25 protein-coding genes are annotated in these 26,406 nt (G+C 36.8%); 13 read left to right on the forward strand and 12 right to left on the reverse strand.

Annotated elements, in window-relative coordinates:
• Nucleotides 1–138: 138 nt before the first annotated feature.
• Nucleotides 139–600, reverse strand: coding sequence for a hypothetical protein (locus AB1278_RS10810; RefSeq protein ID WP_429814250.1), 462 nt, complete (start codon nucleotides 598–600; stop codon nucleotides 139–141).
• A gap of 118 nt (nucleotides 601–718) precedes the next feature.
• Between AB1278_RS10810 and AB1278_RS10815 the strand changes: the two genes are divergently transcribed.
• Nucleotides 719–1,543: a S1 RNA-binding domain-containing protein gene (locus AB1278_RS10815; protein WP_395973825.1), complete on the forward strand. Its 825-nt coding sequence runs from the start codon at nucleotides 719–721 to the stop codon at nucleotides 1,541–1,543.
• A 37-nt stretch (nucleotides 1,544–1,580) separates the two neighbouring features.
• On the opposite strand, the gene AB1278_RS10820 is transcribed toward AB1278_RS10815, so the two are convergent.
• Nucleotides 1,581–5,492 (reverse strand): T9SS type B sorting domain-containing protein, encoded by a 3,912-nt coding sequence (locus tag AB1278_RS10820; protein WP_429814253.1) that lies wholly within the window; start codon nucleotides 5,490–5,492, stop codon nucleotides 1,581–1,583.
• Nucleotides 5,493–5,670: 178 nt separating this feature from the next.
• Here AB1278_RS10820 and AB1278_RS10825 point away from each other — a divergent pair, with 178 nt between their 5' ends.
• From AB1278_RS10825 to AB1278_RS10840, 4 genes are all read left to right on the forward strand, one after another.
• Nucleotides 5,671–6,264 (forward strand): TetR/AcrR family transcriptional regulator, encoded by a 594-nt coding sequence (locus AB1278_RS10825; RefSeq protein WP_062675102.1) that lies wholly within the window; start codon nucleotides 5,671–5,673, stop codon nucleotides 6,262–6,264.
• 88 nt (nucleotides 6,265–6,352) lie between these two features.
• Complete coding sequence (locus tag AB1278_RS10830) at nucleotides 6,353–7,705, forward strand: TolC family protein (protein ID WP_062675101.1); 1,353 nt, start codon at nucleotides 6,353–6,355, stop codon at nucleotides 7,703–7,705.
• Nucleotides 7,706–7,714: 9 nt separating this feature from the next.
• Entirely contained in the window at nucleotides 7,715–8,776 is a 1,062-nt protein-coding gene (locus AB1278_RS10835; RefSeq protein WP_062675100.1) for an efflux RND transporter periplasmic adaptor subunit, read from the forward strand.
• 7 nt (nucleotides 8,777–8,783) lie between these two features.
• A complete protein-coding gene (locus AB1278_RS10840) occupies nucleotides 8,784–11,972 on the forward strand; it encodes an efflux RND transporter permease subunit (protein WP_110010947.1) in 3,189 nt (1,062 codons plus the stop codon).
• A gap of 328 nt (nucleotides 11,973–12,300) precedes the next feature.
• Here AB1278_RS10840 and AB1278_RS10845 read toward each other — a convergent pair whose 3' ends face one another.
• The 9 genes from AB1278_RS10845 to AB1278_RS10885 all read right to left on the reverse strand — a co-directional run bounded on the left by AB1278_RS10845 (nucleotide 12,301) and on the right by AB1278_RS10885 (nucleotide 18,551).
• Nucleotides 12,301–12,747 carry a KTSC domain-containing protein gene (locus tag AB1278_RS10845; protein WP_089692357.1) on the reverse strand — a complete coding sequence of 149 codons (447 nt, stop codon included), beginning with the start codon at nucleotides 12,745–12,747 and terminating at the stop codon, nucleotides 12,301–12,303.
• Between the two features lie 252 nt (nucleotides 12,748–12,999).
• The gene (locus AB1278_RS10850) at nucleotides 13,000–13,764 is read right to left on the reverse strand and encodes a hypothetical protein (RefSeq protein WP_110010946.1); all 765 of its coding nucleotides are present in this window, start codon (nucleotides 13,762–13,764) and stop codon (nucleotides 13,000–13,002) included.
• A gap of 547 nt (nucleotides 13,765–14,311) precedes the next feature.
• The gene (locus AB1278_RS10855; RefSeq protein ID WP_429814257.1) at nucleotides 14,312–14,995 is read right to left on the reverse strand and encodes a DUF2306 domain-containing protein; all 684 of its coding nucleotides are present in this window, start codon (nucleotides 14,993–14,995) and stop codon (nucleotides 14,312–14,314) included.
• A 104-nt stretch (nucleotides 14,996–15,099) separates the two neighbouring features.
• Entirely contained in the window at nucleotides 15,100–15,681 is a 582-nt protein-coding gene (gene nudK / locus AB1278_RS10860; protein ID WP_343640560.1) for a GDP-mannose pyrophosphatase NudK, read from the reverse strand.
• Complete coding sequence (locus tag AB1278_RS10865) at nucleotides 15,668–16,027, reverse strand: DUF4406 domain-containing protein (protein ID WP_202840771.1); 360 nt, start codon at nucleotides 16,025–16,027, stop codon at nucleotides 15,668–15,670. Before AB1278_RS10865 ends, nudK begins: the two co-directional genes overlap by 14 nt.
• 51 nt (nucleotides 16,028–16,078) lie before the next feature.
• Nucleotides 16,079–16,669 carry a Crp/Fnr family transcriptional regulator gene (locus AB1278_RS10870; RefSeq protein ID WP_343640558.1) on the reverse strand — a complete coding sequence of 197 codons (591 nt, stop codon included), beginning with the start codon at nucleotides 16,667–16,669 and terminating at the stop codon, nucleotides 16,079–16,081.
• A 4-nt stretch (nucleotides 16,670–16,673) separates the two neighbouring features.
• Nucleotides 16,674–17,582: a TIGR01777 family oxidoreductase gene (locus AB1278_RS10875; protein WP_343640556.1), complete on the reverse strand. Its 909-nt coding sequence runs from the start codon at nucleotides 17,580–17,582 to the stop codon at nucleotides 16,674–16,676.
• Between the two features lie 25 nt (nucleotides 17,583–17,607).
• Nucleotides 17,608–17,952 carry a hypothetical protein gene (locus AB1278_RS10880; RefSeq protein ID WP_110010942.1) on the reverse strand — a complete coding sequence of 115 codons (345 nt, stop codon included), beginning with the start codon at nucleotides 17,950–17,952 and terminating at the stop codon, nucleotides 17,608–17,610.
• Nucleotides 17,953–17,957: 5 nt separating this feature from the next.
• Nucleotides 17,958–18,551, reverse strand: a complete 594-nt coding sequence (locus AB1278_RS10885) for an HPP family protein (RefSeq protein ID WP_411413063.1) — start codon at nucleotides 18,549–18,551, stop codon at nucleotides 17,958–17,960.
• Between the two features lie 463 nt (nucleotides 18,552–19,014).
• Between AB1278_RS10885 and AB1278_RS10890 the strand changes: the two genes are divergently transcribed.
• Nucleotides 19,015–19,806, forward strand: a complete 792-nt coding sequence (locus AB1278_RS10890) for a hypothetical protein (protein ID WP_429814261.1) — start codon at nucleotides 19,015–19,017, stop codon at nucleotides 19,804–19,806.
• A 117-nt stretch (nucleotides 19,807–19,923) separates the two neighbouring features.
• Nucleotides 19,924–20,949: a methyltransferase gene (locus AB1278_RS10895; RefSeq protein WP_429814264.1), complete on the forward strand. Its 1,026-nt coding sequence runs from the start codon at nucleotides 19,924–19,926 to the stop codon at nucleotides 20,947–20,949.
• Between the two features lie 196 nt (nucleotides 20,950–21,145).
• Here the strand turns inward: AB1278_RS10895 and AB1278_RS10900 are convergent, their stop codons facing one another.
• A complete protein-coding gene (locus AB1278_RS10900; protein WP_227943749.1) occupies nucleotides 21,146–21,508 on the reverse strand; it encodes a helix-turn-helix domain-containing protein in 363 nt (120 codons plus the stop codon).
• Between the two features lie 348 nt (nucleotides 21,509–21,856).
• On the opposite strand from AB1278_RS10900, the gene AB1278_RS10905 reads away from it, so the two are divergent.
• From AB1278_RS10905 to AB1278_RS10930, 6 genes are all read left to right on the forward strand, one after another.
• On the forward strand, nucleotides 21,857–22,189 hold the full coding sequence (locus tag AB1278_RS10905) for a single-stranded DNA-binding protein (RefSeq protein ID WP_062675086.1): 333 nt from the start codon (nucleotides 21,857–21,859) through the stop codon (nucleotides 22,187–22,189).
• Nucleotides 22,190–22,203: 14 nt separating this feature from the next.
• Nucleotides 22,204–22,659: an HRDC domain-containing protein gene (locus AB1278_RS10910; RefSeq protein ID WP_228436683.1), complete on the forward strand. Its 456-nt coding sequence runs from the start codon at nucleotides 22,204–22,206 to the stop codon at nucleotides 22,657–22,659.
• Between the two features lie 121 nt (nucleotides 22,660–22,780).
• Nucleotides 22,781–24,151: a histidine--tRNA ligase gene (gene hisS, locus AB1278_RS10915; protein ID WP_216444478.1), complete on the forward strand. Its 1,371-nt coding sequence runs from the start codon at nucleotides 22,781–22,783 to the stop codon at nucleotides 24,149–24,151.
• Between the two features lie 101 nt (nucleotides 24,152–24,252).
• Nucleotides 24,253–25,101 carry a PH domain-containing protein gene (locus AB1278_RS10920; protein WP_216444479.1) on the forward strand — a complete coding sequence of 283 codons (849 nt, stop codon included), beginning with the start codon at nucleotides 24,253–24,255 and terminating at the stop codon, nucleotides 25,099–25,101.
• A gap of 17 nt (nucleotides 25,102–25,118) precedes the next feature.
• Nucleotides 25,119–25,766, forward strand: coding sequence for a GNAT family N-acetyltransferase (locus AB1278_RS10925; protein WP_202840751.1), 648 nt, complete (start codon nucleotides 25,119–25,121; stop codon nucleotides 25,764–25,766).
• Nucleotides 25,767–25,829: 63 nt separating this feature from the next.
• Nucleotides 25,830–26,366: a PH domain-containing protein gene (locus AB1278_RS10930; protein WP_429814269.1), complete on the forward strand. Its 537-nt coding sequence runs from the start codon at nucleotides 25,830–25,832 to the stop codon at nucleotides 26,364–26,366.
• The last annotated feature ends 40 nt before the right edge of the window (nucleotides 26,367–26,406 follow it).

The following is a 26,406-nucleotide window of genomic DNA, read 5'->3' on the forward strand; positions in this document are numbered from 1 at the left end:
ATCTGATTAAAAGATTTAATCATTTAAATATTTAAAATTAAAGGCTGTTTCTTTTGGAGACAGCCCTTTTTATACGTTTTTGCTATAAAGAACGGAACTTGGTTTTGAAAAAAAATTCATCTATAAACCAATAACTGTTTATATCATTTTCAGATGGTCATAAAACTTAGAATGTTTTGGTGCAATGTTGAACTGGATCCCAAAAGTTATCCCTTTAAAATATTTTTCTTTATGAATGGGAAAAGCATATCCTGTATTGAGAAATATTGCATTAAATAACGAAAAACCTATTCTCGGTTCCAATGAATATGGATTAGCTGATACTCCAAACATTTGCCCGAAACGTAAAAAATTAATATGGATCTCCGGGATGAATTTATCAGTTTGGTCAGCTCTGGTATAAAGCAGGGAAGGGCCAACGATAATGGAACCATCATAGGTTTCACCCAATCTGTATTCTAATCCTGCCTGAAGAACATTTCTTCCGGTATAACGGTAAGAAATACCCAGTGCTGTTTTTTTCAGCAGCTGAGCATTTGAAAAAACGTTAAAAAAATAAGAGGTAGGATTATCAATTTTCTCATGATTATTTTTGTTCAAATATAAAGGTTTCAGAGGCTTTACAAAAGATGAAGATGGACCTTTAAAGAATTATAATAGCATTGACTAGGATAGCATCTTCAAATTTCCGTACCTTTGTCAGCTAATTTTATCATCAATGCAACTCGGAAGAACTCAAACTTTAACAATTTCAGAAAAAATTAATTCAGGATGGATCCTCGTAGATGAATCCGGTGAGAAGGCTTTTCTGCCTAAAATCTTTATTCAGGAAGAAAAAGAAACAGGTGAAGAAGTTGAAGTTTTTGTATATCAGGATGACGATAAATTAAAAGCAACCACTGAAATTCCTTTGGCTGAAGTAGGTGAATTTGCAGTAATGAGCTGTGTACAAAGCCTTCCTAGCGGAGCTTTTATGGATTGGGGAATCATTAAAGATTTATTTATTCCTTACAAGCAGCAGAAAACCAAAATCATCGAAGGAAAAAGATATCTGGTCTATATCTATGTAGACGAAGATATGGAACTGATTACCGGTACCACGAAGTTCAAAAGAAATCCTCAGTATGATGATCTTCCGTTCAAAAAAGGTGACAAAGTAGATCTGATTATGATGAACGAAAGTGAACTGGGTTGGAACGTGATCATCAACAAAAAATACATTGGTTTGATTTATGCTTCCGATGTTTTCAAAAAACTGTATCCATTGTCAGAAGAAACAGGATACATCAAAGCTATCCGTGAGGACGGTAAAATAGATGTTTCTTTGCAGCCGGAAGGTTTTGAAAATATTGATGAGTTCAAACAGAAGATTCTGAATAAACTGGAAGAAAATTACGGACTTTTGTATGTGTCCGATAAATCTTCTCCTGAAGAGATTAAAGATGAGCTTCAGATGAGTAAGAAAAACTTTAAGAAAGCAATCGGAGGACTTTATAAAGATAAGATCATCGATATCTCAGACGATAAAATCAAATTATTATAAAAATAAAAAACGGGCAGAAATTTCTGCCCGTTTTTTGTTACTCCCTGTTTTTGATCAAAAGCCATCCGTTGTAGATTCTTCCGTCAGAAACTTTTATGGTATACCAGTAATTTCCTGTAGAAATAGGATGGGACTCATATCTCCCGTCCCACTGGAAAGGTTTATTTCTGATAATCTCTTTGTAGATTACAGCACCTCTTCTGTCATATAAACTTACTTCTGTTCCCGGATAGTTTTCCAATCCTGCTATTCTCCACGCATCATTGATTCCATCTCCGTTAGGACTGATGGCATTGGGAATATTGAATATCGAGAAGTTTTTCTGTCCGATAATACATCCGGATTTTGTTCTCACATAAACGGTGTATTCTCCCATACTTAAATTGGTGAAAATGTTGGAATCCTGCCATGTGAAATTATTTAAAGAAAATTCAAAGTTTCCGCTCTGAGAAAGAATAACGGTCGCTGTATTGTTCGTGATATTGACAGAAACAATATGTGCTAAAACAGAATAGCTTACCTGAGTTGAACTTGTATTTTCACATCCGAAAATATTGGCCACTTTTACAGTATACGTTCCCGGAGTCGTTACAGTAATTGTTTGTGTGGTTGCTCCGGTATTCCATTCATAAGAATTAAATCCTGGCCCTGCATCCAGAACAACAGACTTTCCTTCACAAAAATCAAGCTTATCAGGAAGTAGAACAAAAGGTTTTGGATTTAGGGTAAGACTTAACCGGACTCCTTTGAAACATCCGTCAGGCGTTGCTACTCTTACGTGAATAAGTGTTGTTCCGGTATTCAATACGTAAGCTGAAGGATTGGCAATAGGGTTGCCTGCAGTATCAGTGTAGGTAAAAATATAACCGGCCGGATTATTAATAATACTGGCTTCATAAGAATGAAGATCGACAGTCATTGAATTTGCGGTAGTTGAATTACATAAAACCTGTGTTACATCTTTTGCAGGAACATTATCCGTAGACAGAGTTACTGTTATTGCCAGTTTTTCAGATTCACAGTTGTTTAAAGTTTGCGTTACAAAATAGATTTGTCCGCTTACCAGAGGAGTTGACATTGGAATTACATTTCCTGCTGCATTATAAAATTTAAGAGCAGTTCCCGTTACAACCAGTTTTTCTAAAGTAGGGTTGGCAGAAGCACAAAAATCCTGATTTACATTGGCTGTTGGTTTAGGAGTTGTATTTACGGTTACCTGAATGGCTGTTTTATTACTTTCACAGCCATTAATAGTCTGAGAAGCATAATAGGTCTGTCCATTGATAAGAACAGTTGTTGCAGGTACAATATTTCCTGCCGCATCATACCATTTTATATTCTGACCTGTGATCTGGATGTCAGAGATTTTAGGATTATTGGTGGCACAGAAAGTTTGCTGGGTATTAGCTGTTGTCGGAAGAGCTGTGGATGTCACAATTACATTCTGGTTCTGAGTAGCGGTATTTCCATTTCCGTCGTTATAAGTCCAGTGGATAATATAGTTTCCGGGGCTTGAATAAGATAAAGGATCTGTTGTTGTTGCGCTAATTGCTCCCGCGCAGTTATCGGTAGCGGTAGGAATAGTAGCAACCATTGTATGACAGTCTCCTGTAATGTCTGCCAGCAGAGTAACATCAGGAACCGGAGCCGCATTGTCACCTACAATCACGTTTACTGTAAAAGTCCCGTCACAAGCGCCAGATCCTGAAACCTGGCATACATAAGATCCTGCCTGAGTAACTGTCGCATTTGGAATAGTAGGGTTTTGCTCGTTGGATGTGAAACCATTTGGCCCGGTCCAGCTATATACTGTTCCTCCGGTAGCGCTGAGTTGAATTATCCCATTAGGACATACCGGAGAATTAGAAGTAACAACCGCTGCAGAGGTACAATCCTGAAATTTAGCAATGAAAATATCATTTCCACCACCTGGCGACTGTTGAAAGGTTCCCGGTGTTGCAATACCAGCTGAATTCCCACTTGACATGCCTGTCAGATAAATGGCACCTTCATCATCTTTTGTCGCCTCTCCCTGTTGCGTTGCACCGTTTCCTGTATAATAGGTTCCCCATTCTTTTACATCATTCTGATTGTATTTAATTAAAAATGTAGAAATATACATTGCGGGCATTCCCATGTAGGCACCCGGAGTAGAGATGTCAGGCTGCCCGCTGGAATGCAGTCCTGTAAAAAAAACGTTTCCGTTATTATCAGGATAAGCCAACAGCTGGAATGAGCCTGTAAAGTTAAAATAGCTTTTGCTAATCGCATTCGTAGTTAAATTTACCCTCCATATTCCAGGCTGCCCCATTGGAAAAGCGGTAGTTGAATATCTTCCCGGAAGAATTAAAGTATTATTTACAATTCTGGCTTTCCATATCTGTTCCGAACCACTGTTTCCATAATAGCTTGATCTCAGAATTGAAGTTCCTGATTTTGAAATCTTAAGGTATAGTCCGTCTGATTCCCCGCCTTTTAACGGTTGAAAAGCATTGTTCATAGGGATTGCAGAAGATTGTGTTGCTCCAATTATTTCAAGGTTATCGCTTGAGGAGAGAATTTGGAAAATGGAAGTAGAACCGTCACTTCTTCCAAAGTAAGTAGCCCAATCGACATTCCCTGTTGTTGAATTCAGAGATGCCAGAATACCGTCTGTATACCCGATCGGTGTTGATTTTGCAGGCTGCATGGCGTTAACAGTCGGAAAGTCAGCACTGAAAGAATCACCACCAATGTATACATGATTTTGACTGTAGGAAACAGTATAGAGTTTATTCTGCCTGCTTGAAGAAAACTCTTTTTCAAAAGCAAAACTTCCGTTATTATTAAACTTTACCAAAACAATATTTTCATTATATTGTGCTCTTTGAACGGTTCCGCCTGCATAAATATTAAAACTTTCATCAAAATCTACATCTGCAAATCCGTCATTCATTCCGAAACCATAGTAGGTTCCCCAAAGCCTCTGCCCGGTTTTGGTCAGTTTCATCAGGAATGCGTCAAGAGCGCCGGCAACATTTTGCTGATAGGTTCCGGAAGTAGCGAAGTTTGTGGTACTGGTAGTGGTTCCGAAAACATAGCCCTTACTCTGAAGATCTGTTTTTATCCTGCCGTAATCTTCTCCGTATCCTCCTGCATAGCTTCCCCATATTCTTGTGGGTACCGGATCTATTACAATGGTCTTGTCAGAAGTATTTACAGGAGCGGCAAATCCAAAAGTATGGTCTCCAAGATCCTTAAAAGAAACTTCAATATTTTTTTTGGTATTTCCGGCAATCCAGCTGTTAGGAATATCTTCATAGATTTCCCCAAACCGCACATTCATGGTGAGCCTACCATTGTTTATTAAAGTAGGAGCTCCATTAAATTTCATTTGTATGTCTGAAATTTTTCCACCAGGATTGATGATGAAATTATATTCGATGGGTTTTAAAGTATCGTTAGGTTTAAAGAATACCAAATCTATATGAGGGTATATATTCTTATAGCGGATTTTTTGATATCGGTGAACATTACTAATGCCTTTTGGATTATCTGGAAGGTTATAATAGTTATCATAATCCGGAGATCGGCCTTCTGCAGTAATTGTTGATTGGGTATTGGAATTCACGAGATCAATATCTACCCTGTGAATCAGCTTTTCATAAATATATTCACGGATATGATACTGATCTGGTACTGAAAGCGCATTTTTTTCCTTTTTTGAAAAATCAGGATTACTGGTTTTCTTTATTTCGTAAATATCGTAAGAAAATCCTCCGGTTCGAAGCTGTACATTAAGACCGTTTGAATGGAAAAGGTATCGTACATCTTGATTTACCTTCCCGTTCTGATCCGTAATCTGACCTTTGTTTTCATAAAAATAATAGGAGTTGTTTTCAGAAATTTTTTTCTGTGAAAATAGAAGTATCGTGCTCAAAAAAGAGAACAACGAAAGAATTTTCTTCATCAGTTATTAATTTTTGCGGCAAAGATATAAAAATAGCTTTCTTATTGAATAATAAGTAATCGTAAACTTTCATTCACAAACATGATGGATGTCATGACATTTTTGTTTAATATTTTTGTTTAACAATTTTGTCAAAAATAATTTTTACTATAAATTTGCACAAATTTGTTTAACAAAAATGTCAAATCAAGCAAAAAAAGACCAAACACAGGAATTGATCAAGGAGACAGCGAAGAATTTATTCTTTGTGAAAGGAAAGTTTGATGCTACTACGCAGGAGATTGCAGATGAAGCAGGAGTGAACAGAACCCTTATTAATTATTATTTCCGTTCAAGAGATAAGCTTATCCAGATCATCTTTGATGAAGCCCAAAGAGTAGAACAGGAAAAATCGAAGATCATTCAGAATTCAGCTCTTCCTTTTAAAGAGAAGATCAGCAAATTTATAGAAAGCAGTCTTTCCACAAGCCTTCAGTATCCATATCTGGAAACGTATATCGTGTCACAGATCAATAAAGGAACCTGCCATCACAGAGAAATTGAGGAAGATATCCTGAACGATATGTACAAGGATATTGAAAAAGAAATGGAATTGGGAAATATTGAGAAAATGGCACCAGTTCAGTTTATTCTGAATATGGTTTCGCTACTGGTATTTCCTAGTGCTATAAGACCATTATTCATGGAGAATCTATTAATTAATGATGAAGAATATGATAAGATTATTTCTGAACGAAAAGAAATTATTATCAATATGTTGTTCAAAAACTAAAAAAACTAAAGTATTTCTGAAAATGATTCGTCAAATAGAAATAAATAATGAATGAAAATTAAATAAAAAATAAACGAAGTATAAAATTATGAATAGAAAACGTATAACTGCTACAAAGCTAAAAATTGGGATAGCTTCAGCATTTATGATTTTCGGCTCTACCCTGATGTCTGCCCAGCAGCAGGTTTCCCTGCAGGAAGCAATTAAACAGGCACTTCAAAATAAAGCAGAAGCTAAAAAAGCTGCTTTACAGGTGAAAAAAGCCGAATACAAGATTGATGAAGCCAGAGCCGGTGCCCTTCCTCAGGTCAGTGCTACGGCAGGTTTAACCTATAATCCGATTATTCAGGAATCTTTGCTGGAATTTGGAGGAGAGAAAATCAGAGCTCAGTTTGGGCAGCCTTGGGGTTCAACAGCATCTGTACAACTTCAGCAGGCGATTTTTGATCAGAGAGTATTTACAGGATTGAAAGCTGCAAAATCAACTAGAGAGTTTTATGTACTGAATGCTCAGTTAACCAATGAACAGATTATTGAAAATGTTGCAACAGCTTATTATCAGGTGTTCGTACAGGAGGAAAACCTTAAAACGGTAACAGCCAGCTATGCCAACACTGAAAAAGTAAGAAATGTTATTAAAAGTTTGGTTGATAACGGTTTGGCAAAAGCAATCGATTTGGACAGAACCAATGTTCAGCTTACCAATATCGGTTCCAACAAGCAGGCTTTAATCAACTCTGTGGAGCTTTCAAAAAATGCCCTGAAGTTTTATATGGGAATCCCGATTTCTACAGACATCGAGCTTGAAGAAAAACAAATCGAACCAAAACCTGAGCTGATTGCGAGCAACGTAAATCTTAATGATCGTACAGAGCTTAAAGTTTTAAATAAAAACAGGGAACTTTTGGTTTTCAATAAAAAAGCGACTGAAGCTTATCTTTATCCATCAGTAAATCTTACGGCGAACTACGGATGGGGAGCTAACGGAGCAAAATTCCCATTGACCAATGGCCTTAGTAAAGGCGTTCTCTGGAGCGATTTTTCAGCAATTGGTTTGAATGTCAATATTCCTATTTTCACGGGTGGAGCTACCAAAGCGAAAATCAACCAGGCAGAAATTGATATTCAGGATCTTGATGTTGATATTGAAAACACTCAGCTGAGCTTAAGTTTAGATTATAAAAATGCCGTTACCAATATGGAAAATGCATTGATCAATCTCGAAAGCATGAAAGATAATGTAGGATTGGCAGAAAGAGTTCAGAAAAATACCCAGTCAAACTACCAGTATGGGCTGGCAACACTTACAGAAGTGCTGGATTCTGAAAATGCTCTTACGCAGGCAAAACAGAACTATTCTAATGCATTGCTGGATTATAAACAGGCAGAGATCAAGCTGATAAAAGCTAAGGGTGAACTAAACACACTACAAAACTTATAATAAACTAAAATGAAAAAAACTTTAATATATATCATCGTAGCAGCTGTACTGGTAGGTTTAGCCGCTTACAAGATTGCGGGTAACAAAGAAAAACAGACGCAGGAAGTAAAAGAAGTTGCCAAGCAGGTAGATAAAATCAATGTTAATATTGTAACCGTTACAAGGGAAAATATTGATACAGACTACTCAGCCAACGGAACTTTTATTCCTAAGCAGGAAATGAACCAGTCTTCTGAAATATCAGGACGTATCGTAAGCGTTCTGGTAAAAGAGGGTTCAAGGGTAGGAGCAGGACAGGTTTTGGCAACGATCAAAAAAGATGCTATCGAAGTGGATGTTACCCAGGCTCAGAACAATCTACAGAATGCTATTATTGATAACCAACGCTATGAGAACGCATATAAAACAGGCGGAGTTACAAAACAACAGCTTGACAACTCAAGACTACAGCTGAAAAATGCTCAGGCTGCAGTAAGAGCACAAGGTGTAAAAGTAAATGATACAAGCATCCGTGCAGGAATCAGCGGTACCATCAACAAGAAAATGGTTGAGCCCGGAACGGTGGTTTCTCCTGGAACATCGATGTTTGAAATCGTTAATATCAACAGTCTGAAACTATCTGTTTTGGTAGATGAAAGCCAGATCGGAAAAATCCAGTTAGGTCAGGAAGTTCCGATTAAAGTAAATGTTCTTCCGGAAGATTCTTTCGTAGGTAGAATTACTTTCATCGCTCCTAAAAGTGATGCTTCTCTGAATTTCCCTGTTGAAATCGAAGTACAAAACAGAGGAAACCTTAAGGCTGGTATGTATGCAACGGCTAAATTCAGTACAAACAATGGCGCAGAAACTCAGAATATGCTGACCGTTCCTGCAGAAGCGTTTGTTAACGGAGTAAGCTCAGGACAATTATTCGTTGTCCAGAATGGTGTTGCTAAATTGATCAAAGTAACCATCGGAAAAGTTTACGGAGATAAAGTTCAGATTTTAAGCGGATTGAATGGAGGAGAGCAGGTGGTTACCAGCGGACAGATCAACCTGGACAACGGATCTAAAGTGAACATTATAAAGTAGCAGATCTATGAAGTTAGCAGAAATATCGATCAAAAGACCCTCGCTGGTAATTGTATTGTTTACAATTCTCACGTTGGGAGGTATCCTGAGTTATACACTCATGGGATACGAATTGATTCCAAAGTTTGAAACCAACATGGTAACCATTTCTACGGTCTATCCTGGAGCTTCGCCTGCAGAGGTGGAAACCTCCGTGACCCGAAAGATTGAAGATGCCGTAGGTTCTTTGGAAAACGTTAAAAAAGTAGAATCTTCTTCATACGAAAGCTTATCCGTAATCATGGTTCAGCTGAACGATGGAGCCGATGTAGACTACGCTTTGAATGATGCACAGAGAAAGGTAAATGCGATTCTGGCAGACCTTCCGGAAGATGTAAAAGCACCGTCTCTGAATAAATTCTCCTTAGATGATTTACCGATTATCACGATGAGTATTTCATCGGATAAACTGAACAGTAAGGACCTTTATGACTTATTGGATAAAAAGATTGAACCTATTTTCTCCCGTGTAAATGGGGTAGCTCAGGTGGACCTTGTAGGTGGACAGGAAAGAGAAATTCAGGTAAATCTTGATGAGAAAAAATTACAGGGGTACGGACTTTCAATCGGAGACGTGCAACAGGCCATTCTTTCATCAAACTTAGATTTCCCTACAGGAAGTTTGAAAACGAGAACTACAAAATCTACGATCAGACTTTCAGGAAAGTATAAATCTACGGAGGAAATGAACAACCTTGTTGTTTCCAATAAAAACGGAGCTCAGGTACGTTTATCTGATATTGCAACCGTTTTCGACTCTCAGAAGGATGTTGAAAAAGTAGCGAGATTCAATCAGTTCCCTACGATTTTGATGCAGGTTAAAAAACAATCTGACGCGAATGCCGTTGCCGTATCTGAAAGTGTTCAGAAGACCATCAAAACAGTAGAAGAAGCCTATAAAGTTCAGGGAGTAAAAGTAAAAATCGTAAACGATACGACAGAATTTACCCTTGAATCAGCCAACCACGTTATTTTCGACTTATTCTTAGCGATTATCCTCGTGGCAATTGTAATGTTACTATTCCTTCACAGTATCAGAAACGCATTCATCGTAATGGTTTCTATCCCGGCTTCATTGGTGGCAGCGTTCATCGGAATGAACCTGATGGGATATACTTTGAACTTAATGAGTTTACTTGGACTTTCACTTGTGGTAGGGATCCTGGTGGATGACGCGATTGTAGTACTGGAAAACATTTACCGTCACATGGAGATGGGTAAAAGTAAGATCAGAGCAGCGTATGATGGAGCTTCAGAAATCGGATTTACTGTTGCGGCAATTACCCTGGTAATTGTAGTGGTATTCTTACCGATCGCGATGAGTTCAGGTCTTGTAGCCAACATCCTTGCCCAGTTCTGCGTCACGGTAGTTATTGCCACCTTGTTATCATTATTGGCTTCATTTACCATTATTCCTTGGTTATCATCAAGATTCGGTAAACTGGAACATTTAACAGGGAAAAACTGGTTCGAGAAATTCATTCTTTGGTTTGAAGGATTAATAGACAAGTTTACACACTGGATCACAGGAATTCTTGAATGGTGTCTGAAAACGACGTTAAGAAGAATTTCAACAGTGGTAATCACATTCATTGTTTTAATCAGTTCATTCATGCTGGTAGCATTCGGGTTTATCGGAGGAGAGTTCTTCCCACCAATTGACCGTGGTCAGTTCCTGGTACAAATGGAATTGTCAAAAGATGCAACCGTTGAGAAGACAAACCAGTTAACGTTAGAAGTTGAGAAATTCTTAAGAAATGATAAAGATGTTGTAGATCTTATTACAACAGTAGGACAGCAGTCTACAGGTTTTGGTGGTGCTCAGGCAACTACTTACCAATCTGAGGTTCAGGTGAACTTAACTGATAAGTCTGAGCGTTCTGAAAGTACCAATATCAAAGCTGCAAAAATAAAAAGACAGCTGGAAGAGAAATTCACAGGAGTTGAGTTTAAAACGGCTCCAATCGGTATCATGGGAGCGGAAAATGCTCCTATTGAAATGGTAGTAACAGGACCGGATAACGCTACAGCAGTGAAAGAAGCAACAAGAATCCTTGAGCTATTGAAAAAAGTTCCGGGAGCAGTAGACGCCGAATTATCAACCGATACAGGTAGCCCTGAAGTTCAGGTAAGTATCGACAGAGATAAAATGGCAGCTTTAGGCCTGAATCTTTCAAGTGTAGGGCAGACGATGCAGACCGCATTCAACGGAAATACAGACGGAAAATTCAGAGCGGGAGAATATGAATATGATATTAATATCCGTTTCGGTGATGTGAACAGACAATCTATTGATGACGTTAAAAACCTTATGTTTACAAACCCTCAGGGGCAGCAGGTTCGTTTAAGTCAGTTTGCTAATGTGGAAATGGGTTCAGGACCGAGTTTGCTTGAACGTAGAGATAAATCTCCTTCTGTAAAAGTAAGAGCGAAAGCTGTTGGTAGACCGGTAGGGGACGTAGCGAATGAATGGGCAAACCAGTTCATGAACAGCGATAAAAAGCCTGTAGGTGTAGATTACATCTGGAGTGGAGATATGGAGAACCAGCAGGAAGGTTTCGGTACATTGGGAATTGCATTATTGGCAGCTATCGTATTGGTATACCTGGTGATGGTTTCACTATATGACAGTTTTGTATATCCTTTCGTGGTATTGTTCTCAATCCCGTTGGCGATGATCGGGGTAATGGTTATCCTTGCCTTAACAGCCAACTCGCTGAACATTTTCACCATGTTGGGTATGATTATGTTGATTGGTCTGGTAGCGAAGAATGCGATCCTTATCGTTGACTTTACGAATGCAAGAAAAGCAGCTGGTGCCAATACTCACGATGCCTTGGTACAGGCGAACCACGCACGTCTTCGTCCGATCCTGATGACCACCATTGCGATGATCTTCGGTATGTTACCGATCGCATTGGCAACAGGTGCCGGAGCAGAGATGAACAAAGGTCTTGCATGGGTAGTAATCGGTGGTCTGACATCATCACTATTCCTTACCCTGATCATTGTACCGGTAGTATATTCATTATTTGACTCTCTTTTAAGAAGAATGGGACAACATAAGAAAGTAGACTACGAAGCTGAAATGAAAGCTGATTACGTACATAGAGAATTGAATGAAGACGGATTTACTCCGAAGCATTTGGATAAATAAATTAAACCTTTAATTAACCGAAAGCCGTGTCATCTTGATACGGCTTTTTTTGTTGGTAAATGTCATTCTGACGAAGGAAGAATCTCGTTTTGTAGTCTTTCCTATGAGATTCTTCACTTCATTTCATTTCGTTCAGAATGACAAACGTAGACTGTTAACTTTTGGCTCATTCAATAGGAGCGGCCTTACTCCTGAGCTCAGATGAAGGAAGCATGCTTAATTCTATAACGTTCATTATTCGGCTTTAGCCAAAACATAAAGCCATGTTTTGGCAACAAAAAAAACTCCCAGCAAAACTGGAAGCTTTGTATATTATAATAGGAAAAGATTAATCTGCCATAGCCTCTCCAGACTTTCTGTAAACGAAGTTTCCGTAGATGTGTCTTCTTGCAAAACGGCTTGGTGAATCAGCATTGATCATTTTGATATACGTATTTTTTGGAACGCCCATATATTCATACATATTCCCGTTCAGATGCTGAACCGTTAAAATTGATTTCTCCAAATAAAAATCCTGAATATTGGATTTTGTAATGGTTTCAGTATATTCTTCCTTATATTTTTCCTGCGTTTCCGGATTGATACTTACCAAAAAGTGGTAGGCTTCAATCACAGATTTGCTTTTTTCTTCAGCTTCCTGCTTTCCTGCTTCATCATTAATGAATTTATCGGGATGGGTATCTTTCATCACATTTCTGTAAATCGTCTTTAATTCTTTTAAAGTAACGTTTTTATCAACTCCAAGAAGTGTTCTGTGCTCACCAATTTTTTTCATATCTCTAATCCTTATTTTCGGGGTGCAAAATTACGGATTTAAATCTGATAAACCATAACTTATTCATTATTAATTTATTTAGCTGTTTTTAAAGCATTAAATTAGGATGATTAAGTGCTGTAGAATGTATATAGTTAACTTTCACAGCCGATTAAACTCTGATCATAATTTTTATTCAATCTGGGAATACATAAAAAAACAGCACCCAATCTGAGTGCTGCTATATTTAATCTTTCAGGTTTTACATCAATCCTAAGGTTCATCACAAGTTCTTTTCAGCTTGGTGAAAATCTTATCAAAATCTTTGTAAGAACTCTCTTCATTATCACGCTTTTGTCTGAAACTGCTGTTGGCACAGTTATGAAAACCTAAACCAATCATATCGATTAAAGCATAATCTTCTTTTTGAGGATCATTCATTTTGGCCTCAAATCTTGCCATTACACCTTTTGGGTCAGCATTATTTTTGCTTTTAAGTTCAGTATACGCTCGCCATGCGGCAAACATCTTTTCTCTGTCGGGAGAGGAGATGGCGTCAATCTGTTCTCTGCAGGTATTGTAATATTTACTGTTTCTCAGTGTGGTAGGATCAGAATAGGCAAGAATTTCTTCTTTATTAAGCTGGTATTCATTTTCAAAAGAATCGATGGTTTCTTCCATTAATTTTTTCCATTTTGGAAGATCAATTACTTTAAGGCTGTACAATTCTTTTTTCTTTTCTTCATACTGCTTTTCCAGTTCCTGTAAATAGGTTTCTCTGTTTTTACGGATTTCTTCAAGCTGGGCAATTTTAAAAACAGGCTGGGTATCAAATACAACCCCATTGAACTGATACAAAAGTTTATTGACACCGTCTATTTCTTCCTTTTTATATTTAGCCGGGTCAAAATACCCTTTATTGTCACAGTTAAAGGTCTGATAGCTGTAAGGGGTCAGACTGTTTGCTTTTGCAGGAGTTTTTTGCCCCCAAATAGTAATGGATAAGGCCAAAGCAAGCCCGATCATCATTTTTTTCATGTACATAACCTGTTGAAAGAATCCGAATTTTCTGAATTTCAGTGCAAAATTAAAGCTTTAAATTCAAAATATAAAGGATTAAATAGATTTTCTCAATTGATTTTGCAAATTTTATATGGATTTTATACTTGCGTTTTTGTATTTTCAAAATTCAGGTGTTTTAAATTCTGAAAAATAGACGGTTATAAACTGATACAGAGGTTTTTTTGTTAATGATAATTGCTTACTCCAATAAGACTGTAATCCGGGTTATGGAAACAAAAGGATTTGATTTTTCTTTACACATCCGGTTATATTTAACCTTGCCGGAATTGTGGATTTTGCCTCAAATAAAGTTAGTAGAGATCAGTTCCTCAGTTTGGTTGTTTTTCTAAATTTAAAATAATAGATTTACATCAATTAACACAAAACCATGATCTATTATTTTTTTCTTCTTTTTATTATCGCAGTTTTTGGAGGCATTTCTTACCTCACCATGCGTTTTTTCGGTAAATGGACCAGGCAAAGCAAATATGAACTGATTTTTAACACCTTCATATTTATTGCGTCATTTTTTCTGATGTCGTTCCTCAGTCTGTATATTTTCTTTTCTACCCTTGATTTCTCCCGTTAACCAGGAGTGTTTTCTAAGAATTAAATAAGCAAGGAAAAGGTTGATAAAAAGGGCAGCCCAGACATTCAAACCATAAAAGAGACTGTAGTCATGATAAGCTTCGTTATAAAACAGATTTTTAACAATTCTGAAAGTAATCGCTGTAGTGGTGACGGCATAGCTGAAGACCATATACATTCTGTGTCTGTTCACATTTCCTTTTTTGATAGAAAATACGGCAGCAAAAGTGAAATAAGCCCAAAGTACGTCCTGTACCAGAAAACCTCTAATTCCGATAAGCCCTCCATTTGAAAAAAGTCCCAGTACAAAACACGCGGGAACATTGATGATCAGAATATTGTACACATATATTTTTCCGATAAGCTTGTGAAGGTTTCTGTTTTCTGCTAAAAACCAGTTCGAAAACTGTGTCAAGCCAGCGAGCAGACAAAGTGTTATTGAAAAAATATGAATGTAGAAAAAAGTCATCCAGTACGGATTATCAACTACCTGTTGTTTGAAAGCCAGAAATCCGGTGTTTTTATCCAAAGAAGTATATTGGGAAATCACTTTCAGCATCAGGATACTGAAAAGGAGGACTAAAAATAAAGCACTAACTTTAATTATCTGTATTCCCAAAGACTTCATATCATATAAACTACCGGAGTTAATTTATTGCTTTTATTCAAATAGACGTTTTTTTGTATCAATCATCATTAATCAATCATCACTCATATTCTATTTTACAAGATTCCTTTGATCCTCAGATGCTGCAAAAGCATAATGGTTTTTGCATCTTTGATTTCTCCTGTTTCGATCATTTTCAGGCTTTCTTCAAAAGATAATTCAAGAACTTCTATATTTTCACCTTCTTCTTCCAGTCCGCCTCCATCATTGATTTTCATTTCATGAGAATATTCTGCAATGAAGAAATAAATAATCTCCGTCACAGATCCGGGTGACATATAGGCTTCAAAAACCTTTTCAACCCTGGAAATTTTATATCCGGTTTCTTCTTCGGTTTCCCTTTTTATACAGTCTTCAGGATTATCATTATCCAGAAGTCCGGCACAGGCTTCTATGAGCATTCCTGTAGCATTTCCGTTGATATAGGTCGGTAATCTGAATTGTCTGGTGAGAATAACGGTGTTGGAGACTTTATTGTAAAGAAGGATTACGGCTCCGTTTCCGCGGTCATAAGCTTCTCTGCTCTGGGTTTCTGTAGTTCCGTCCTTTTTTAAAACAGAGTAGGTGACTTTGTTTAAAGTATACCAGTTATCTGAAAGGATTTCTGTCTGAAGGATAGTTATATCAGGATTTTGCATAAGGAATATCTTCTAGGTTATAATAAATGGTAAGACCTCTTTCTTTAGCTATTCTTACATCTTCATCAGCTCCCTTTGATGCTCCTTCTATACGCAGCACGGCATCACATTTTTCAAGTAGGGCATGGGCTACTGGATACTGTATTTCCTGCCATGCTTCATCACCTATTTGAGCAGAACCGGCAAGGTTGATCAAGGGTAATGCAACCCATTCTCCGATAATTGGGATATGTCCCTTTCTGAAAATAGGAAGAGCGACAGATTCAAGATTGTGAAGATTCTGCTGAATAAGCAGCGGATCATCATTTGTTCCACTGCGATAAGGGCCTGCAATAAGTATAAACATAATTTTTTGAGTAAAATAACAGAACTTTCAGAATAAAAAAAATAATATAGCTTAAGAGAAACTGTTTTTTTGTTTGGATTTTATAAGGCTTAAAAATTCAGGAGTAATACCTAAATAAGAAGCAATTTGTTTTTGCCTGATCCGTTTTACCGCTTCAGGATATTTCTGTAGAAAATTATAATAGCGTACCTCTGCCGGTAGAGAAAGATTTTCAATCGTTCTGAGCTGTTCTCTGATGTAAGCATTCTGCATCATGATCCGGAAAAAGCGTTCAAATTTTGGGACTTTGTGATAAAGCGCATCCAGATGATCTTTTTGAAGCTGCAAAATACAACTTTCTTCTAATGCTTCAATATTCAGCATGGCGGGTTTCTGATTGATGAAACAATACATATCAGTGATCCACCAGTCGGAAACAGCAAACATGATGGTGGATTCTTTTCCTGTGGTATCCATATGAAAAGCTCTCAAAATTCCTGTCTGAACAAAATTGATCTCTTTACACACTTGTTGCTGCTGTAAAATCAATTCTTTTTTGGCAACCTTTTTTTCTTTTAATAGAGAGATAAAATAAGATTTCTCCTGATTGGTAAGTGAAATATGCCTGGAAATGTTTTTTAGGATTAAAAGTTCTTCCTCCATTCTGTTATTGTTTTTGTAAGAGATTTTCCAAAGCCTTATTCAAGTCCGGAAATTTAAAATGGAAACCTGCATCCTGAAGTTTCTTTGAAGAAGCTCTGGAACCTTCCAGAATAGCATTTGCCAGTTCTCCGAATAGCAGTTTCAGAACAAATCCGGGAATATTGGGCATCAATAAAGGTCTTCCAAGTACTTTGGCAATTTTTTTTGTCAGATCTTTATTGGTGGCATGTTGTGGAGAAACAGCATTATATGCACCATCCATTGTTGGATTTTTTAATGCAAATTCATAAATAGAACAGATATCCTCAATATGAATCCATGGCATATATTGTTGGCCGCTTCCCAGTGGAGAACCGATATAGTACTGAATAGGAGGGGTCATTTTCTTTAAAGCTCCATCTTTTTCAGAAAGAACTACGGCAGTTCTTATTTTGACAACCCTTTCTGCCAGATCCTGTTCCTTGAAATCGTCAGCAGCTCTTTCCCATAAAACTACCACTTCACTTAGAAAATCATTACCCGGAGGATTGTTTTCTGTGTAAATCTTTTCTGAGGTTTTTGTACCGTAAAAATTAATTCCTGAAGCTGAAATAAAAGACTTTAGCTTAATCCTGTTTTTTCTTAAAGTGGTTCGAAGTAATTCTGCGGAATCTACACGGCTGGAAATCAATTCTCTTTTCCTTTCCGGGGTCCACCGCTTTTCTGAAATATTAGCACCTGCCAGGTGAATGATGTGTGAAACATTGTCAAAGGCTGTTTCATCTATACTTCCTTTTTTGATGTCCCATTCATACTCATCATCATGTTTTTTTTTCCGGGTCAGAAATCTGATCTCGTATTCGCTCCCTATTTTTTTTGCCAGTTCTTTAGCGATCATGCCGCTGGCGCCGGTGATCAGGACAACTTCTTTCATAATTCTATATTGGTGGTGGGTGGGTTTATGCCTGATTTTTTACAATCAGTACAAAATCATCTTCCAGAAGTTTATAACCGTAATCATAAATGAACTTGTATTCAGAACCATTTTTATAAACTTTCAGATTGGTAAAATAATCGAAATCAAAACCCAAGCCATCCAGTCTGGATCTGGGGACTTTTGTTTTACCATCGGTATTGATTTCCATCAGAATACGGTAGTTTTTACGGAGTTTGTTATTAACATTCCGCATCAGATTGTTAGAATCCTTATTCTGCTTATTATTATAGGCATTCCGGCAGGCATCGTTGCAGAATTTTTTATCAGATCTTCCGATGATTTTCTCGCCGCATTCCAGACAATTCATAATTTTTATTTTAAGTGATGGTGGTGTCTTTTTTTCAACAGCTTTTTGAACATGCTGTGAGCTGGATAACTTCTGTTGGGTGTAATATTATTAAAAAACAGAGCAACAATCAAAAGAATAATGCATCCGGAAAGAACAGGGGAGAGAACATACCAATATCCCAATTCAGGAATTTTTCCTGTAGAACTTACCGCGATCAGCGCTGTAGCGCCACCTGGTGGATGTAATGTTTTCGTATACTGCATCAATACAATGGAAAATGCTACTGCCAAAGGTGCCGAAAGCCAGATGATATCCGGAACAAGCTGGTATACCGTAACCCCTACCAATGCCGACAGTACATGTCCGCCTATAAGATTCCGGGGTTGGGCCAAAGGACTCTGGATAGCACCATAAATAAGGACACTGGATGCTCCAAAAGAACCGATCAGGAATATATTCTCAGTTTCTGCCAGTGAATGGGACTGAATAAATGCAATAATGCCGATTCCAAAAAATGCACCTAAAAATGACCAGAAATGCTCTTTATAATCAACAAGCGTTTCCTTATAGATTACGTACTTTGAAACTCTGAATGTTCTTTTTATGCTCTTCTTCATTTACTCTTCGGTATTTTTTTATCTTCCTTTTAGTATGCCTCAATTGAGAGGAAACTCAAAAATATTGATATTCCTTTTCATAAAAGAATTTTCACAAAGATACAGAAATATCCGTTTGTAAATGGATAACTGTCAGATTGCTAATTATTATAGTGAAACGCACTTCTCTGTAGAACGGAGTGAATTTTAATAACTGAAAAACAATGGTTTATATATGATATGTCATTACGTTTGAGAAAAATCTAAATTTATTTAGACTAATTATTTTTTTTGAATATAGGCATGTGTTTTGTGTAATTCACTGTATTTTGAAAAATTTAGTATTTATCGATATTTAGAATGGATTTTTAATTAATAAATATTTATTGTTATGTATAACAGTCTAGTTTTCAATAAAAAAAATGAATTTTTATTTCACTGTATTGTGTTTTTTTGTAATTTTAATGCATCAAAAAAACAAACCATGAAAAAATCCAATTTATTACTCAGTATTCTGTGTTCTTCACTTATTTTTGGACAGGTAGGGATTAATACTACATCTCCACAAGGAGTTCTGGATGTTACTTCTGCAAATTCTGCAGTCATACTTTCCAGAAATGCCAATCCTCCGGCCAATGTGACAACACCCACAGCAGGAATGATTATCTACGATACCACCAATAAAACCTTGAGGTATTATAATGGAACCCAGTGGAGTACTGTAATTTCTTCAGTAACATTAACAACAGCCAATGAAGGAGTTGTTAAGTTAAATAGCGGGGCAGGAGTGAAACCTTCATTTGCATTCAGAGCTTCCGGAGGAGTTCCCTTAATGACGTATCAAAACATTGTTTATCAAACTCCTATGAATATTGTGACAGATTTTGCATCATCTCCAACAACCACATGGCCGGAAAATATTATCAACCCGGTACCCGGAGATATATATGATCCGGCAACAGGACGGTTTTTGGAAAATCCTATTGCCGGACAGGTTCATATGTGGAGGGTTATTGTAAGTTATGCCAACAAGAATAATGGTTCTGTAGCCTTCGTGACAGTAAACCTTTCCAATCCTGTTCCGCCTTCAACATTCTCCATAGATCAGACCGCTGTTGCTCCCAATGGGGTAACCTCCGGAGATCTCGTTTTTTATCTGGTGAGTGTTGCCGATCCTTTGTCTATAGGCAGCGGATATCTTATTAAAATAAAATCTGATACCGCATTGGATGCTACTATCAGTAGTATAACAAGGATTTCTCAGGCAAAAGACTAATCTCATTATTTAAAGTTTAATTTCAAATTTGACACATGTCAGACAAGAACAAACTAATCAGTTTGTTCTTGTTTTCAGGCTCAATATTTAACGATATTAAATTAATCAATATTTGCTATGGGAAAACAACTCATTAAGCCAGAGTTTACTTTTAAAATGTTTGAAATGCTGGGTGGTTTATGGCTGGCCGGATGTGTAAAAACAGCTGCTGAGCTCAATATTGCAGATTTACTGACCTCTGGTCCTCAAACTATTTCTTTCCTTGCAGAAGAAACACAATCGCATGAAGCCCAACTGTACCGGGTAATGAGAGCGTTGTGTGGTGCAGGAATCTTTGAAGAATTAGAAAACAAAACGTTTGCTTTGAATGATTTCGGAGCTGCCCTGCAAACCGATGTTCCCGGAACAGCAAAAAATTTTGTTCTGACCATTATGAATGAACATTTCCCGTGCTATGGAGAACTAACATATGCCGTTCAGACAGGAAAAGTTCCTTTTGAACACATTCATGGGAAAGATCTTTGGGGATTTTATAAAGAATTTCCTGAAACAGGTGAAAACTTTGGAAAGGGAATGACGGGAATGTCCGGTATGGAGCTGAAAGGAATTATAGAGAACTATGATTTTAAACCTTATAAAAAAATTGTTGATATAGGAGGAGGCAATGGGGTTATGATCCATACTATTCTGAAAAATGCTCCGCAAAGCTCCGGAATTATCTTTGATGAAGCCAATGTAATTGAAAAAACTATCAAAATGATTCCTGAAAATCTTAGTGAAAGGTGTTCTGTAGCTATAGGAAGCTTTTTTAATGAAGTTCCGCAGGGTGCGGATTTATATACCATGAAATGGATTCTGCATGACTGGAATGATGATAAATGTATACAGATTCTTAAAAACTGCTATGGTGCAATGCCTAAAGGAGCCAAACTGTTGATTATAGACGCAGTTATCCCGGACGATTCTTTAAATAAGCCCCATATCGCCAAACTGCTGGACATTGTTATGCTGGCCTGCCTTACGGGAAAAGAAAGAACTTTAAACGAATTTAAATTGATCATTGAAAAAGCAGGATTACAATTTACTCAGATTATTCACATCGGAACAGATGCAAAAAGCATTATTGAATGTGAAAAAATATAAGTTTCAATTTTATTTTTAGTTGCATGATTAAGTAGGAGGCGCTCAACAATTTTGTTGAGCGCTTTTTTAATTTGTTTACTTGTAAAAAAGAAAAATTAAAAATTTGTGGTTGATATTGTTAAAAAAAACTATCGCTGAAAAAATATAAATTTATTTTTTTAGCGATAGCCCCTATTCGTAATTAATATTTGTATTGTTACTTTTTCAATCTGTTGATTTCTTCTTTCAGCAGACCAATATATTCCTGCATCGTCTTGATGATTTCTATGCTTAATTCATTGCTAATATTTGCTGTAGCATTATTATTACCTACATTGACTCCATTATTATCATTAAAAACAGGATTTTCAATAACAATTTTAGCTTCCTCTTCTTCGTAAATCTCTTCGATAGGAACCTCTAAAAACTGGGCAAGTTTGTTCCATTCTGTCTGTGTTATAGATACAGTACCGCTTTCTTTTCTGCTATAGTTGGAGACGTCGGTAGGGATCACTTCAGCCATTTGCTGTTGAGTGAAACCTTTCATCTTTCTTACTGTACGGAGTTTTTCTTTTTGCATATCAGACATTTTTACAAATTTGCAAAAAAAAATTAAATTAAAAAGAAAAAAAATCCTTGTCATACATCTATTTTTCAATGTTTTTTAAAGAAGAATTTTATTTTAGGATAAGGCTTTCATTGTTTAATTTTTACTTTAAAAGTGAAGATTATTGTTTTTAAGCTTGATAAATATTGTTTTATAAAGAATTCTATTTATTTTCCTATCCGTTTACAAGCGACTACAAACGGATTTAAATAGTTTATAACCGACTGTCTTACCGGAACATCGCAATCTTTGCAACAGAGATTTGAGAAAAACAGTGAACGTCTCTTATCTGAATTTATTAATCTTTAAAATCTAAAAGTTATGTCACTAAGAAACAAAGTAACATTAATTGGTTACACAGGTAAAGAAGTTGAAATGGTAAACTTCGACAATGGAAACGTAAAAGCAAGTGTATCTTTAGCTACCAGCGATCATTACACGAATGCGAAAGGAGAAAAAGTAGAAGAAACACAATGGCACAATCTGATTGCCTTTGGGAAAACAGCAGAAATCTTTGAAAAGTATGTTACCAAAGGAAAAGAAATAGCTGTTGAAGGAAAACTTACCTACAGATCTTATGATGATAAGGATGGGGTGAAGCGATATATCACGGAAATTCGTGTAGATGAAATCCTGTTACTAGGAGGTAAATAATTCTAAAAACACAAATGATGAAAGTAAAAGTTTTTAAAATCAGGCTTCCGGAAGAATTTCTCTACAAAGATCAGAAAATGCTGGATGATTTCCTGGACGCCAATGAGATTATGAAAGTAGAAACAGCTTTTGTGAACGAAGAACGTTATTGGTCTGTCATATTGTATTTTGAGGAATTAAAGCCCATAAAAAGTACAGTAAAAGAACCAAAGGCAGTAAAATATTCTGCAGATACTGATCTTTTGAATATCGATGAAGAAAAAATTCTGGATGCTCTGAAATTCTGGAGATCGGAAAAAGCCAGAGAACAGAACCTGCCCACTTACTTCATCGCGAGCAATAAAGAACTGATATCTGTAGCCAAGTATAAGCCTGCTAAGAAAGAAGAATTGCTCGAGATCAAAGGGTTTGGAAAGCATAAGATTGAAAACTATGGTGAAGAGATCCTTGAGATTCTTGAAAGCGTATGATTTTTTGAATAATTGATGCTGCAATAAGAAAAGCTGAAGAGAGACTTTCTTCAGCTTTTTATACTATGTAAAATTCCTTTCAATTCCTTACTTTTGCATTTATCAAAATGACATACAACAAATGAAGCCAAGTTTAGCAAAAGGGACGAGAGATTTTACGGCACAGGAAGTTTCCAGAAGAAAATATATCATCAATATTTTACAGAATAATTTTGAATTATTCGGGTTTCAGCCTTTGGAAACACCTAGTTTTGAAAATCTTTCTACTTTGACAGGAAAATACGGAGAAGAAGGTGACCGCTTGATTTTTAAAATTTTAAATTCAAGCATCAACGAAGCGAAAGAAGAGAAAAAAACTCAGATGCTTCATGACTTTCAAAAAGCATTGGAAAAACCATTCAGTGCAGAGAGCCTTACAGATAAAGCTCTTCGTTATGACCTTACCGTACCTTTTGCAAGATTCGTAGCGATGAATCATGGTAAACTGACGTTTCCGTTCAAACGTTATCAGATCCAGCCGGTTTGGAGAGCAGACAGACCTCAGAAAGGAAGATTCAGAGAATTTTATCAGTGTGATGCCGATGTGGTAGGAAGCGAAAGTCTGCTGCAGGAAGTGGAGCTGATTCAGTTGTATCTGAAATCTTTTGCAGATCTTAAAGTTCCTGTAACCATTCATATGAACAACAGGAAGATTTTATCAGGATTGGCAGAATATGCTGGAATTACAGATAAACTGATTGATTTCACTGTTGCTCTTGATAAACTGGATAAAATTGGGAAAGATGGAGTTGTAAAAGAACTGTTGGAAAGAGAAATTTCTCAGGAATCTATTGATAAGCTGGATTTCCTGTTCAGCCAGTCGGATGATGCATTGGAAAATCTTCTTCAGTTAAAAGAAAAATTTGCAGGGAACGAAATCGGACTAAAAGGAGTGGAAGAGCTGGAATTTGTTCTTACCCAATCTCTGAACCTTGGTGTGGATATTCAAAACCTGGTCTTCAATATTACCTTGGCAAGAGGATTGGACTATTATACGGGTGCTATTTTCGAAGTGAAAGCGGATGAAGTTGCTATGGGATCCATCGGAGGTGGCGGTAGATACGACAATCTTACTGAAGTTTTTGGTGTTAAAAATATTCCAGGAATAGGAATCTCATTCGGGTTAGACAGAATTTATCTTGTCATGGAAGAACTCAACCTTTTCCCTGAAGAAGCATCAGCCAAAATAGAATATCTGTTTGCTAACTTTGGAGGTGAAGGAATCACGGATGCATTAAAGCTGATCATGAAGCTAAGAGCTAAAGGGATTTCTGCAGAACTATACCCTGAAAATGCAAAGATCAACAAGCAGTTTACCTATGCAGAAAAGAAAGGCATAAAGAATCTGGTTTTCCTGGGTGAAGAAGAAATTAAAAATAATACCGTTACTTTTAAAGATCTTGAAGCCGGAATACAGAAAACGGTTTCTTTAGAAGAGTTTTTAGGAGAATAATTTCTTAATTATATTAAAAACAGAACAACTGCAAAATTACTTTTGTGGTTGTTTTTTTTTGATGGATGTTGAGAATTTAAATACTTTTGAATAAAAAAGGAATGACTAATAATTGTGCGTTGTGTAATACAGAATTAACATCTATGGATACGCTTCTGGGAGCGAATTCGCTTTCGGATGGTAATGTTTTATGCAACAAATGTTTGAATAAAGTGAGCGATATCAATGATGAGTTGCTTTATAATCTTAATGCATTCAGCATTGACGATATCAATAATATGCTGAATACAGAAGACACTGAAGCAGCTCAGACAGTCATGACGGTAGGAAAGACTCTTCCTGCAGCCATAGATTCCGGTTCTCATCAAATCTCAAAAGAGGTTTATAAGCGAAGACACCAAAAAATAAAGAATGAACTGGAAAGGCTTCATGCTAATCTCTCCGTCTTTACCAAAGGAGAAATCAAGGAACTTCCTTATCTTATCTCTGAAGAAGAACAGATCATTGCGATTACAGATGCTCAGTTTGTCAATACACTGGATGCCGGAGTATTGGTAGCAACGCCCAAAAGGATGATTTCTGTATCAAAAGGAATGTTTGGTGCCGCAAAGATTACTATTTACCCTAATGAAAACATACAGTTGGTAAGCTTTGTAACCCATCCGAGATCTCCGATTATTAAACTGCATCTGGAAGAAAGAATAGTTGAGTTTGAATGCTATATGGATAAGGAAGATGCAGAGAAGTTCTATGATACAATAAAAACCATTTATAATAATTCTAAGGATCAATCTCCAAAACAAATGGGTACAGCAGGAAAAAGTATTGCAGTCTCATCAGACGATATTTTGAATCAGCTTGAAAAACTGGGTAAACTGAGGGAAAACGGAATTTTAACCGATGCCGAATTTGCAGAGCAAAAAAAGAAGCTGCTGGAGCAATTACCATAAAAATTTTATACCCAATCATGAAAGATAAAGTATCTGCAAAAATAGTGGAAAGCTGGTTGAAAGGATGGTGCCTTTCAAGAGAAACATCTTTTCCTGTGTCCTATAAATCCGGATTTCATGTTGTTGTAGGAGATGAAAAACAAAAAGAACGTTTTGTGTTTCCTGAGCTTAATGATGATTTTTTTCAGCTTGCCAATTCAATTACCGAGCCCTGGATTTATCTGAAAGCATCTGTTCCCCCTGATCAAATTACAGATCAAATTCCTGAAAGATGGAAACTGCAGCCGCAGGGATATATGATGACCTGTTTTCATCCAATGGAATTTCCGGACACAAGTCTTGCAGAAGGATACCATCTGGAATTTTCTGAGTACAATACAACCTTTGTTATTACGATTGTGGCGGAGAATGGTGAGCAGGCTTCTATAGGACGTATCTCTCTTATAGATGATGTTGCTGTGTATGACAGGATTATTACCGAAAAAAGTCATCAAAGGAAAGGACTTGCCCGTTTTTTATTGAAAGAACTGGAGAAGATCGCTTTATCCAAAGGTTTTTACAAGAATATTTTAGTGGCAACGGAAGAAGGAAAGCTGTTGTATGAAACCTTAGGCTGGAAGCTATACTGTTTGCATACTTCCATTGTGATACCATCAGAAGACTAATATTTTTATTGAATTAAATTTTTATTACTTATAAAGAGTAATTTAGACCCAAAAACTAACGCTATGAGTGAAAAATCAAGACTTGACGAAATAAGAGAAGAGCTTAAAAAACTGGATATCAGCCCTACCATATTTGCCCGGAAAGAAATTCGTGAATTACCGGATATCCTTTCACTGGACGAACGAATTGTCTATCTCGTAGAAGGCAGAAATAAACTGAACAACCATCATATCATCCTGGTAGCCACAGACAGAAGACTGATTTTTGTGGATAAGGAGTTCATGTACGGATTGAAAGTAGAAGACTTTTCTTACAGCAAAATAAGCTCCATACAATATGAAACAGAATTTTTATTAGCTTCCATAGATATTCAGGTAACTGATGACGTGGTAGAAATTGATGGAGTAGGAAAGTACCATGCTGAACTGTTTTGTGAAAAAGTAAGAGATTTCATGTCCCATCCGGAACAACATTTTCAGAGTAAATCCGAACCTAGTATTTTAGATCAGCTGGAACAATTGGGAAGATTAAAGGAATCCGGAGTTCTAAGTGAGGAGGAATTTCTGGATCAAAAGAAAAAATTAATGGAGAAATTGTAATCATTGTGTTGAATAATGAAATTACTTGATGGGTGGAACT

Origin of the sequence: Chryseobacterium sp. NRRL B-14798 (genome assembly GCF_050470705.1) — a bacterium.
GTDB lineage: Bacteria > Bacteroidota > Bacteroidia > Flavobacteriales > Weeksellaceae > Chryseobacterium > Chryseobacterium cupriresistens.